Here is an 11,133-nt window from a genome sequence, read left to right as displayed (position 1 = left end):
CCCAAGCCAACTCCCAAGCCAACTCCCAAGCCAACTCCCAAGCCAACTCCCAAGCCAACTCCCAAGCCAACTCCCAAGCCAACTCCCAAGCCAACTCCCAAGCCAACTCCCAAGCCAACTCCCAAGCTGTTTTTTGAACCCTGTTCCTGCGTGTGCCAATTTTCCGGCAGGCCTGCCCGGCTATTGCGCTGACCTGGTGTTTTTGGGCACCCGTCTTCCCGGCCAATTGCTGAGTGATACCTGTCTGATTCTGGAATTTCCTGTTTTGTTGCTACATATTCATGGCGAGTTTTTCCGTATTTTTTTGATGAAAAAATCTATCGAATTCAATTTTGTTATTTATGTAATGAAATACATAAAATATTTACGTATATTTTGATGTTTCTGGTGTTGGAGAGGAACAGATCGGGATAGGGTTTACGCATAGCTACGTATGGCAGGTCTGCTGCCGGGGCGGCTAGGTGACGAGGAGGAAGCGGGTGGTTGGGAAAAATCGCCCGTTCAATCAGAAAAGCAGGCTTGCCCAAAGATGGTGAGAAAAATAGCTTCTCACAAGCAGCGTAAGCCACTGGATGCTGTCCCATTTTCTGAGGAGATGCCCCGTCATGACCCAAGCAACACACACTCCGGCCCTGCATGCCCATCCCGATGCCGCCTTGCATACCCCCAGCGACCTGGGCTCAACGGCTTCCCGCGACATCAGCGCCGCCTTGAACGGCTTGCTGGCAGATGCCTTTGCGCTTTACCTGAAAACAAAGAACTTCCACTGGCATGTCAGTGGGCCGCATTTCCGCGATTACCATTTGCTGCTGGATGAGCAGGGCGATCAGCTATATGCGATGACCGACCCACTGGCGGAGCGGGTGCGCAAGGTGGGTGGCACGACATTGCGCTCGATCGGCCACATTGCGCGTCAGCAACGCATCAAGGATAACGATGCCGTTTATGTCACACCGGAAGATATGCTGGCGGAACTGCGCGAGGATAATGCAGCCCTGGCTGGCAGGCTGCGCGAGGCACATGCGGTATGCGAGGAGCACCGCGATATCGCGGCGGCCAGCCTGATTGAGAACTGGCTGGATGAAACCGAACGCCGTTGCTGGTTCCTGTTTGAGGCCGGGCGACGTTAACCGCGCAGGCAGAATGAAAAACAGCCCGTCAGGGCTGTTTTTCATTATCGGCCGGATTCCCGTGATTTCCGTCAGGCAAGCGAAGCTGCCTGGTCAAACGCCCCTCCAACTTCTGCAATCTTCATCAACTGGCAGTAGAAAGGTAGTGGCGCGGGGGGCTGCCTGTGAAATCAAACGGCGGACAGGATGGCCCGGCGTAGCCGGGCACAGTGCAATGGAAGTGGCAAGCCCCGCAGCAAGCTGGTCAGTGCAGATGCTTTTCTTCCACCATGCGGTCCAGTAACTGCAAGATCTGGGCACTATCCTGTTCCAGCACCCGCATGTGCTGGAGGATGGCGTCTTCGTCCAGCGTCTGCTTGTTGCTGGCGGTGGACAGTGCCAGTTCAACGCCTTTGCCGACACGTTCATCCGCTGGTGCCAGCTGAGCGAAGGCGCGGGTCGCGCCGAAGCTGTTCCGGCCTTCGCCCTGACACCAGGATGTCAGGTCATTGCCCAGTGGCAGCCCGGCACCTTCTTCAATGGCGTGGTAGGCCATTTGCTTGTACATGACATGGCCGACTTTTTGCAGTGATACCTGCGACATGTCGCGCACCCGCTGGACTTGTCCCAGCACGGTATCGGACTGTTCCGCGAGGGTGGCAAAGCGCTGGTGGAAGGTTTCGACCGAAGCCTTGACTTCTGCGGCGACCGTGCCGGCTTCACTGGCACGGGCATGCATGTCGCTGATGCGGCTGGACAGGCTGCCCAGCACCGACTGTACCCGGTGCGCGGTATCCTTGCTGCGTTCGGCCAGCTTGCGTACTTCATCAGCCACCACGGCAAAGCCGCGTCCCATTTCGCCGGCGCGGGCCGCTTCAATGGCGGCATTCAGCGCCAGCAGATTGGTCTGGTCGGCAATGGCGGAAATGGCCGCCAGCGAGGATTCAATGCCCGTCCACTCCTGAGCAAGAGCGGTGCTGGCTTCGTTCATGCTGACCACGCTGCCGGCAATCGTATCCATATGGCCGGTCAGCAGGGTGGCACTTTCCAGGCTGTCTCGCGAGGTACTGGCCGTGTCGCGGGTGATGCTGGAGACCTGATCCATGGCGGTGCTGATCTGGGTGAGATCGTTCTGATTGCTGGCCAGGTTGTTACGCAGATGCGGGTTGTTCAGGGCAGCCAGTTGGGAGGACAGGCGATTCTTGCGGATGTAACCATCGTTGTCCGCCATGGCCTGGATGGCGCTGTCCACATTCTGCAGCGATTCGGCAAACATGCCGGGCAGGCCCTGGCTGAGCGGACGTCGGCTGTAGTCGTTCTCACTGACGCGACGGAAGCTGGTATTGATTTCCTTGAAATAGGTTTCCACCAGATCAAGAAAATCGTTCAACTCCCAGGCCACCAGGCCGACTTCACCCATGTCGCGGGTGCGCGAGGCGCGATGGTGCAATTCGCCATCACAGGCATAACCCAGTTGTTCGTGCAGGGTGTTCAGCACGGCAAAAATGCGCCCGCTGCCCAGCCAGATCATGGCCGAGAGCAGTAGCGACAACAAAACCAGGAACACTTCTACCGCCAGACGCCAGCTATCGGGCAGCAACAAGGAGGCCAGTACGGTGCAGATGGTGAGTACATTGAAGCCGATCAGCCAGAAGCCCAGCCGGGTTCGCAGGAAGGGTGAGGAGCGGCGGGCCATCAGGCAGACCTCCCGGTGGAAAGGTGGGGGTCCAGCAAGGACAGCACAAAGCTTTCATAGCTGTGGCCCTGCTTGTCCAGTTCGGCCAGCAGCCATTCCATGGATGCATCCGGTGCGCTTGCCTTGTTCAGTGTGCTTTCCAGCTGGCACATGCGGGCGTAAATGGGAATCACGGTTTCCACTGCGCGCCGGCCGGGCGGACGCCGTACCGAGAAATAACCTTCCAGCTTGTTCTTGCTGTCGTAGTCCGGTGTGACATTGGCCAGCACCCAGTAGTAATTGCCGCTGGCAGTGTAGTTTTTGACCACGCCGAAAAACTCTCGCCCGGCCTGCAGGGTTTTCCACATCAGCCGGTACACGCCGCGTGGCATGTCCGGGTGGCGAATCAGATTGTGTGGCTTGCCGAGGAGCTCGCTTTCCGGATACTCGGCCAGCTGCATGAAGACGCGGTTGGCATAGGTAATGTGGCCGGTACTGTCCGTCTTGGTGACAATCAGCTCATCTTCCTTCAATTGCACTTCCCGGCTTTGGGATGGGTGGATCTGGCTCGCCATGGTGGGCTTCCGCATAGATATCCGTGCTGGATATGTCGATTAAGTAGAGTTCTTGGTAACTTTACTTAGTCATGCCGAAATTTTTCATGACAGTGATCAGGTTTTTCCAATCTTTGGATCAGAAAGTACTTGTCTGTTTAAAGATCCGCCCACATGCGCAGCAGGTTGTGATAACTGGCGGTCAGGGTGACCAGTTCCTTGGTGTCGCCGTGCTGCTGGCGCAGCTGTGAAATGGCCATGTCCATGTCAAACAGCAGGCTGCGTTTGGCGTCGTCCCGGATCATGCTTTGGGTCCAGAAAAAAGAAGCGATGCGCGCGCCACGGGTAACCGGTTCAACGCGGTGCAGGCTGGTGGAGGGGTAGAGCACCATGTCGCCGGCAGGCAGCTTCACACTGTGCAGGCCATAGGTATCTTCCACCACCAGTTCCCCGCCGTCGTATTCATCCGGCTGGCTGAAGAACAGGGTGCAGGACACATCGGTGCGCACCCAGCTCTGGTCGAAGGGGTGGCTGCGCACTGCATTGTCCACATGATTGCCAAAGTCCATGCCGCCTTGATAGCAGTTGAACAGGGGGGGGAATACGGTTTTGGGCAGGGCTGCCGAAAAAAACAGGGCATTGCGTTTGAGCGCTGCTTCCACCATGGCTTGCAGCTCGCGGGCAATGTCCAGGTGCTGGGGCAGTTGCAGATTGCGCTTGACCTGGGCGGACTGGCTGCCCGCCGTAATGCGGCCATCAGCCCAGTCGGCCTGGGAGAGCAGCATGCGGCCATGGGCCAGTTCTTCGGGGGTGAGGACGTCGGGGATGTGAAGCAGCATGGGTTGGACTCCGCGTGTACCGGGCGCTGTCTGACGACAAAAGGGTTGGCGCCGGTCAGGTAAAAATGCGCCAGCCGCAGTGAGGAGCGGCTGGCGCAGAGGCTTAGTATTTCAGGCCGATGGTCAGCTGTGCTTCGCGTGGGGTACCCACGGTGGCATGGCCGCCATAGGCTCCGTCGTAGTAGGTCTTGTTGCTGAGGTTGTTCAGGTTCAACTGCAAGCGGTAATGCTTGGTTTCATAACTGAGCATGGCATTGGCTACCGTGTAGGCCGGCAGGTAATTGACATTGGTTTCGGTGGCATAGCGCTTGCCCACGTAGGTGGCACCAATGCCGCCGGTAAGCTGGTCGGTCAACTTGTAAGTGGTCCAGATATTGCCGGTGGCGCGCGGGGTATAGCGTGGCATCATGCCTTGGGTATTGGTAAGGCCTTGATTCTGCGGTGCCGCTTTGTCGATCTTGGAGTCCATGAAGGTGACGCCGGCAAAGATTTCCCAGCGCTCGGTCAGGCGGCCACTACCTTCTACCTCGATACCATTCGTGTGGCGCTTGCCAGACAGCACCACCGTGCTGCTGTCCAATGGGTCGGTATTGCGCTCGTTGGTTTTTTCAATGCGGAACAGTGCCGCACGCAGGCTGGCATCGCCATCCAGCAAGTCCCACTTGGCACCCAGCTCGATATTGCGGTTCTTTTCCGGGTCTACCTTGGCGGTAGCCTTGTCCAGCGAATAGGTTTCGCCAGAGGGGTTGAACGAGGTGCCGTAGCTGAAGTAGTAGGACTGGGCCATGTCCGGCTGCCAGATCAGGCCGCTGCGCCAGCTCCATACATTGTCGGTGCGCGATGCGTCATAGCTGTCGCTACTCTTTATGCTGCCATCAGCATTGTAAGAACGAACATTGTAATCACCGTCGAAACGGTCAAAGCGTGCACCCAGTACGGCTTTCCACTGCCGGGTCAGCTCGATGGTGTCCATGCCGTACAGGGCAATGTCGCTGGCCTGGAACTTGGTATTGCTGCTGCGATAGCGGGCCGCATTGTAGGCGGTGGAGGATACCGGGTTGCCAATGGTGGTAGTGGGCAGGGTATTGAGCAGGGCGTAACGGCTGGTGTCGGACAGCTCGTAAGTCAGTTCCAGCCCGGTCAGCAAGGTGTGGCGGATGTCACCCGTGGCAAAGCGGGTGGTCAGGTCGGTCTGGTTGTTGACGGACTGATCCACACCGTCGCGCATTGGCTTGCTGCGGCGCATCAGGCCGGTGGCACTGGTGTCGCTGCTGGCCAGGCGCGGTGCGGTAGGGTTGACGTCGCGCCAGAAGCGGTTGTAGCGCAACTGGTTGCTCAGCTCGGTGCCATTGCCAAAGTCGTGGGTGACTTTGGCGGTGACGATATCAGCACTGGTTTTTTCGTAATCGCTGTCAAAACCGTAGAACTTGCTGCGGTCCACCGCCAGTGGCTGGCGGGTGGCCGGGTTATACGGCACGCCGTAGTCCGGCACATTGTTTTCTTCCTGATGCATGTAGGACAGCACCACGGTGGTGGGCTCGCCCAGGCCAAAGGCGACGGATGGCGCAATGCCCCAGCGCTCGTTCTTGGCCGCACCGCGGTCGCTGCCGTCGTGCGTGTCCATCAGGTTCAGCCGTACTGCAGAGTGATCGCCGGTCATCTGGTTGATGTCGGCCGTCACGCGCTGGTAGTCATTGGTGCCGATGGTGAGGTCGCCCTCCAGCTTGTTGCCCAGATACGGCGATTTGCTGACCTGATTCACCACCCCGCCGGTGGAACCACGGCCAAACAGCATGGAACTGGCACCCTTCAGTACTTCCACCTTTTCGTCGTTGAAGGCATCGCGGTTGTACTGGCCGATATCGCGCATGCCGTCGCGATAGGTGTCGGTGGCGGCGGAGAAGCCGCGGATCACTACCTGGTCGCCGGTACGGCCACCTTCGCCGGCGGCAAAGGTGATGCCCGGCACGTTGCGCAGTGCATCCTTGAGTGTGGCCACGCCCTGGTCCTGCATCAGTTGCTGGTTGACCACGGTGATGGATTGCGGAATGTCACGCAGCTGCTGCTTGGTTTTGCCAATGCTGGTGGTTTCCGTCTTGTAGGTGTCGCGTACCGGGGCCTCGCCCTCCACGGTAACCGTCTCCAGGGTCTGGCCGGTTTCTGCTGCCAGTGCCAGGCTGGGGCTCAGTGCCACGGCCAGCATGCCGACCGCCACGCGTGTGGGCAGTTTGCGCTGAGCAAGGTGGGGCGATTTTTGCAAGCTTTGTTTCATTTAATCCTCTTTTATTGTGTGCCAATCACGGAAAGCAAAGTCCCGGTCTGCGCATGGGCGTGACGCAGCCGTTCCCGCATGCTGAGTGGGCAGCATGGGTAGCAGCAGACAAGGACAGGGGAGTACAACAACCGGTCAGCCACCCCCGTGACGGGCCGGTTGTCAGAACAGCGGTGGGTGGCGGCTAGGGCGCTTCGGTCAGAAAGCCGATGCGGCTGATGCCGTTTTGCTGGGCGGTGGCCAGCGTGGTGGCCACCAGCTCGTAGCGCACGCTCTTGTCGGCGCGCAAGTTCAGTTCCACCTTGGGGTTGGATTGCACGGCAGCGGCAAAGCGGGCGGCCAGGGCACTCTGGCTGACCGGCTGGTCATTCCAGAACAAGGCACCGACCGCATTGATGGACAGTCGGATCTGCTCCGGCTTGTCCTGATGCGCCGCGGCGGCAGCCTGGGGCAGGTCCAGCTTCACGCTATTGGTCAGCAGCGGCGCGGTAATGATGAATACCACCAGCAGCACCAGCATCACATCCACCAGCGGGGTGGTGTTGATCTCGGCCATGGGCGCGCCGGGCCCTTTGTCGAAACTACCGAATGCCATGGCCAGACTCCGGCTGGGTCAGCAACTGGGCGTGCAGGTCATGGGCAAAATGGTCCAGCTGCTGCGACAGTACCCGTTGCGTACGGGTAAACGTGTTGTAAGCCAATACCGCAGGAATGGCGGCTGCCAGGCCTGCCGCAGTGGCAATCAGCGCTTCACCGATGGGGCCGGCCACCGTGGCAATGCTTACCTGGCCTGCCGTGCCGATATTCACCAGTGCGTGGTAAATCCCCCATACCGTGCCAAACAGGCCGATGAACGGCGCCGTCGAGCCGACGGATGCCAGCACGGTCATGCCGCTTTCCTGGCGGGCATTTTCCTGTGCCAGTGCCTTGCGGATGGCGCGGGTGACAAACTCGTTCAGATCGCAGGCCTTGCCCAGAGAACGTTCGGCATGCTGCTGGTGATGGCGCAGCGCGGCCAGGCCTTCGCGGGTGATATGCGCCATCGGCGCGGTGGAGTCAGCCAGTGCCTGTTCGGCGCTCGACCAGTCCGGTGCATCCCACAACGCGGCTTCCGCCTGGCGGTTGGCGCGTCGCAGGCGGTAAGTCTGCACCCCGCGCTGCAAAATCAGCGACCAGGTTGCAATAGACATGAGAATAAGAATCATGAACGTCGTGCTCAGCACAACGTCCCCTTGTTGAAAGACAGTCAGTAGCTTCATGGTTTGCGCAAGTTCTTCAGGGAAAATTCGACGGGAACAATAAAGGTATAAGGAATGGCTTCATCACCGCGCTTGGCCGGAATGAATTTCCAGCCGCGTACCGCAGTCTGCGCGGCGCGGTCCAGCCGGGGAAAACCGCTGCTGTGCTCCAGCTCCACCGACACCGGCAAGCCCTGGGCGCTCACCTGCACCCGCAGGCGCACCGTGCCGGTTTCTTCCATTTCAATGGATAGCGGCGGGTAGGTCGGCTTGGGGTTATTCAGATAGCCGCCGCGGTACAAGGGCTCCTGTACCTGTGGCGCCGGTGCCGCTGGCGTCGCCACCGCTGGTGCAGCAGCAGGTGCCGCCACATGGTTGCTTGTTTCCGCCGGGGCCGCCGACGGGCTTGGCGCGACGGACGAACGTGCGACAGGCTGCGCTGTGGGCTTGGCTGCCGTCTTGGCAACAGGCCGGGGCGTGGCCGGTTTCGCTACCGGCGTTGGCTTGCTTTGCTTGGGTGGTGTCACCGGAACCGCAGCAGAAGGCGCTGGCGCGCTGGGCGCTGCCAGGGTCATGGCCGGCAGGCTGGCCAGCTGCGGCAGGGTCACCGGAGGCGTGGTGGCCAACCAGCTTGCCAACAGCAGCAATGCCAGCCCGTGCAGGCTGCAGCTTCCCAGAAATGCCGCAGAAGGCAGCCTGTTTGCAGTAGTTTGGAGTCGGAGATTCATGGTAAAAAATGATAATGCAAATTATTATCATTAGCAATTATTAAGATTTGTTGTGCCCTTTGCTGCAATAAGCCATGTGTGCCAAAGGGTTGTCTTGTAATCGCCCTGAATGGCTGCATATTGCTCATTACGCGTCAGTCTGGCGCAGACACATTCAATAGACTGGAACAGAACATGCAGCAGTTTGACGGAACCACCATCGTCTCCGTCCGTCGCGGCGAGCGCGTGGCGCTGGGCGGCGACGGCCAGGTAACCCTGGGCAATATCGTGATCAAGTCCACGGCGCGCAAAATCCGCCGCCTGTATCAGGGCAAGGTACTGGCAGGCTTTGCTGGTGGCACGGCCGATGCCTTCACCCTGTTCGAGCGTTTCGAGGCCAAGCTGGAAAAACACCAGGGCCATCTGGTGCGCTCCGCTGTGGAGCTGGCGAAAGACTGGCGTACCGACCGCATGCTGCGTCGGCTGGAAGCCATGCTGATCGTGGCTGACAAGGAAGCCACCCTCATCATTACCGGTAACGGTGACGTGCTGGAGCCGGAGCAGGGCATTGCCGCCATTGGCTCGGGCGGGGCTTTTGCCCAGTCCGCCGCGCGCGCCCTGTTTGAAAACACCGAACTGGACCCTGCCGTGGTGGTGAAGAAGTCACTGGAAATCGCCGGCGACATCTGTATCTACACCAACCAGAACCACCTTATCGAAACGCTGGGGGAAGAAGCCCAGCCTGCGGCACAATAAGCCCAGCCTTCGTTTTCACCGATTCACAGGCCAGCGCAGGCATGCCGGCGTGGCCGGGAGTACCGTCATGACGCAAATGACCCCGCAAGAAATCGTTCACGAACTGAACAAGCACATCATTGGCCAGGACGCTGCCAAGCGCGCCGTCGCCATTGCCCTGCGCAATCGCTGGCGGCGCCAGCAAGTGGCCGAGCCACTGCGCAGCGAAATCACCCCCAAGAACATTCTGATGATTGGCCCCACCGGCGTCGGCAAGACCGAAATCGCCCGCCGCCTGGCCCGTCTGTCCGGCGCGCCCTTCATTAAGGTAGAAGCCACCAAGTTCACCGAAGTCGGCTATGTCGGCCGCGACGTCGACACCATCATCCGCGACCTGGTGGAAGTCGCCATCAAGGAAACCCGCGACGCCGCCATCAAGCGCAACCGCGTGCGCGCTGAAGATGCCGCCGAAGACCGCATCCTCGACGTACTGCTGCCGCCGGCGCGCAGCGCCCCCGGTTTCTTTGGCGAACCGCAGGCCGAAGACAGCAAGCCCGAAGACGGCCACACCAGGCAGAAATTCCGCAAGATGCTGCGCGAGGGCAAGCTGGACGACAAGGAAATCGAAATCGAAGTGGCTGCGCCGCAGTCCAAGATGGAAATCTTTGCTCCGCCGGGCATGGAAGACTTTTCCAGCCAGTTGCAAAGCATGTTCCAGGGCATGAATGCCGGCAAGAAGAAGGCCAGCAAGCTCAAAGTAGCCGAAGCCTTCAAGCTGTTGATCGACGAAGAAGCCGCCAAGCTGGTCAATGAAGACGAACTCAAGGCCGAAGCCATGAAGAACGTCGAACAGAACGGCATTGTCTTCCTCGATGAAATCGACAAGGTCACCAGCCGCTCGGAAGGGCAGGGGGCCGATGTCTCCCGCGCCGGTGTGCAGCGCGACCTGCTGCCGCTGGTGGAGGGCACCACCGTCACCACCAAATACGGCATGGTCAAGACCGACCACATCCTGTTCATTGCCTCCGGCGCCTTCCAGCTGTCCAAGCCGTCCGACCTCATCCCGGAACTGCAAGGCCGTCTGCCGATTCGCGTAGAACTCTCCTCGCTATCGGTGGACGACTTCGTGCAAATCCTCACCAGCACCGACGCCTGCCTCACCCGCCAATACCAGGCGCTGCTGGCGACCGAAGGCGTGGAGCTGGAATTCGAGGAGTCCGGTATTCGTCGTCTGGCCGAGATAGCCTGGCATGTGAACGAAAAAACCGAAAACATCGGCGCACGCCGTTTGTATACGGTGATGGAGAAACTGCTGGAAGAAGTCTCCTTCGATGCGCGCAGTGGCAGCTGCAAGATCGACGCCCACTATGTGGATGGCAAGCTGGACATGCTGTCCCAGCGTGAAGACCTGGCCCGCTACGTACTGTAAGTCCCTATCTGCTCCAGCAAACAACAGCGCCCAGCGGGCGCTGTTCAGGCTGCTGACAATGTTATTTGGTGTGCTTGTACTGGACCCGGCAAAGCCGGGCCTTCCGACCAAGCATTTAATTCCGCAGCCTTCCCATCGATTCCCCTTTCCCCCCGCCCTTTCCCTGAAAGGGAGCCGCGCTTTCTATCCAGAAATCGGGAAGGGGTTGTTGTCAGTAAGCAGAAAAATGAAAAATGCGTATAAACAGCGAAATGATTTGCTGATTTGACCATCCTGAACGATTTTCCTGCCGGGAAATCCCGGTAGTCACCAGCAAATGACGGGGCGTCAACATCGACATTCAATTTGTTTCAGTTTTTATTCTTTTTTGAATCAATGCTTTGCGATGAAATCTGTAAAAACAGCGCATATTTTGAAAATAAGGTGTTGACGAGGTCAGGCCGCGGGCGTATAGTTCGCCTCCTCAGCAGACAACGCAGCGACGGAAACGAAACGCAGCGACCTGCACCGCTCTTTAAAAAACAGAATAACCGATAGGTGTGAGTACTTGGCGAAAGCCAAATACTTGCACTGCA

At 59.0% G+C, this 11,133-nt stretch carries 11 protein-coding genes; 4 read left to right on the top strand and 7 right to left on the bottom strand.

From position 1 onward, the window contains the following. Both JHD62_RS22685 and JHD62_RS20070 read left to right on the top strand, forming a co-directional pair. On the top strand, positions 1–379 hold a 379-nt coding region (locus JHD62_RS22685), incomplete at its 5' end, for a hypothetical protein (RefSeq protein WP_233161120.1). A gap of 226 nt (positions 380–605) precedes the next feature. Continuing rightward, positions 606–1,130 carry a Dps family protein gene (locus tag JHD62_RS20070; protein ID WP_199104368.1) on the top strand — a complete coding sequence of 175 codons (525 nt, stop codon included), beginning with the start codon at positions 606–608 and terminating at the stop codon, positions 1,128–1,130. 244 nt (positions 1,131–1,374) lie between these two features. On the opposite strand, the gene JHD62_RS22990 is transcribed toward JHD62_RS20070, so the two are convergent. The 7 genes from JHD62_RS22990 to JHD62_RS20035 form a co-directional block, all read right to left on the bottom strand. Beyond that, positions 1,375–2,805 (bottom strand): methyl-accepting chemotaxis protein, encoded by a 1,431-nt coding sequence (locus JHD62_RS22990; protein WP_199104367.1) that lies wholly within the window; start codon positions 2,803–2,805, stop codon positions 1,375–1,377. Further along, positions 2,805–3,359: a PAS domain-containing protein gene (locus JHD62_RS20060; protein ID WP_045848458.1), complete on the bottom strand. Its 555-nt coding sequence runs from the start codon at positions 3,357–3,359 to the stop codon at positions 2,805–2,807. The genes JHD62_RS22990 and JHD62_RS20060 overlap by 1 nt, the downstream gene beginning before the upstream one ends. A gap of 137 nt (positions 3,360–3,496) precedes the next feature. Further along, positions 3,497–4,177: a Fe2+-dependent dioxygenase gene (locus tag JHD62_RS20055; RefSeq protein ID WP_131357062.1), complete on the bottom strand. Its 681-nt coding sequence runs from the start codon at positions 4,175–4,177 to the stop codon at positions 3,497–3,499. 103 nt (positions 4,178–4,280) lie between these two features. Further along, on the bottom strand, positions 4,281–6,449 hold the full coding sequence (locus tag JHD62_RS20050; protein ID WP_199104366.1) for a TonB-dependent siderophore receptor: 2,169 nt from the start codon (positions 6,447–6,449) through the stop codon (positions 4,281–4,283). A 184-nt stretch (positions 6,450–6,633) separates the two neighbouring features. After that, on the bottom strand, positions 6,634–7,044 hold the full coding sequence (locus JHD62_RS20045) for a biopolymer transporter ExbD (protein ID WP_199104365.1): 411 nt from the start codon (positions 7,042–7,044) through the stop codon (positions 6,634–6,636). Further along, positions 7,031–7,639, bottom strand: coding sequence for a MotA/TolQ/ExbB proton channel family protein (locus JHD62_RS20040; protein ID WP_231588933.1), 609 nt, complete (start codon positions 7,637–7,639; stop codon positions 7,031–7,033). Before JHD62_RS20040 ends, JHD62_RS20045 begins: the two co-directional genes overlap by 14 nt. 65 nt (positions 7,640–7,704) lie before the next feature. Continuing rightward, the gene (locus JHD62_RS20035) at positions 7,705–8,325 is read right to left on the bottom strand and encodes an energy transducer TonB (protein ID WP_131357068.1); all 621 of its coding nucleotides are present in this window, start codon (positions 8,323–8,325) and stop codon (positions 7,705–7,707) included. Positions 8,326–8,589: 264 nt separating this feature from the next. Between JHD62_RS20035 and hslV the strand changes: the two genes are divergently transcribed. Next, positions 8,590–9,150 carry an ATP-dependent protease subunit HslV gene (gene hslV / locus JHD62_RS20030; protein ID WP_178971782.1) on the top strand — a complete coding sequence of 187 codons (561 nt, stop codon included), beginning with the start codon at positions 8,590–8,592 and terminating at the stop codon, positions 9,148–9,150. A 67-nt stretch (positions 9,151–9,217) separates the two neighbouring features. After that, positions 9,218–10,558: an ATP-dependent protease ATPase subunit HslU gene (hslU, locus tag JHD62_RS20025; protein WP_199104364.1), complete on the top strand. Its 1,341-nt coding sequence runs from the start codon at positions 9,218–9,220 to the stop codon at positions 10,556–10,558. Positions 10,559–11,133: the final 575 nt, after the last annotated feature.

This window comes from Aquitalea sp. ASV11 (assembly GCF_016429185.1).
Classification (GTDB): domain Bacteria; phylum Pseudomonadota; class Gammaproteobacteria; order Burkholderiales; family Chromobacteriaceae; genus Aquitalea; species Aquitalea pelogenes.
This window is presented reverse-complemented; position numbering and strand designations above follow the sequence as displayed.

Bases quoted from the DNA above. Each gene is read 5' to 3' on its own strand.
- JHD62_RS22990 (WP_199104367.1), bottom strand. From the start codon at position 2,805: ATGGCCCGCCGCTCCTCACCCTTCCTGCGAACCCGGCTGGGCTTCTGG.
- JHD62_RS20070 (WP_199104368.1), top strand. From the start codon at position 606: ATGACCCAAGCAACACACACTCCGGCCCTGCATGCCCATCCCGATGCC.
- JHD62_RS20060 (WP_045848458.1), bottom strand. From the start codon at position 3,359: ATGGCGAGCCAGATCCACCCATCCCAAAGCCGGGAAGTGCAATTGAAG.
- JHD62_RS20040 (WP_231588933.1), bottom strand. From the start codon at position 7,639: ATGTCTATTGCAACCTGGTCGCTGATTTTGCAGCGCGGGGTGCAGACT.
- hslU (WP_199104364.1), top strand. From the start codon at position 9,218: ATGACGCAAATGACCCCGCAAGAAATCGTTCACGAACTGAACAAGCAC.
- hslV (WP_178971782.1), top strand. From the start codon at position 8,590: ATGCAGCAGTTTGACGGAACCACCATCGTCTCCGTCCGTCGCGGCGAG.
- JHD62_RS20055 (WP_131357062.1), bottom strand. From the start codon at position 4,177: ATGCTGCTTCACATCCCCGACGTCCTCACCCCCGAAGAACTGGCCCAT.
- JHD62_RS20050 (WP_199104366.1), bottom strand. From the start codon at position 6,449: ATGAAACAAAGCTTGCAAAAATCGCCCCACCTTGCTCAGCGCAAACTG.
- JHD62_RS20045 (WP_199104365.1), bottom strand. From the start codon at position 7,044: ATGGCATTCGGTAGTTTCGACAAAGGGCCCGGCGCGCCCATGGCCGAG.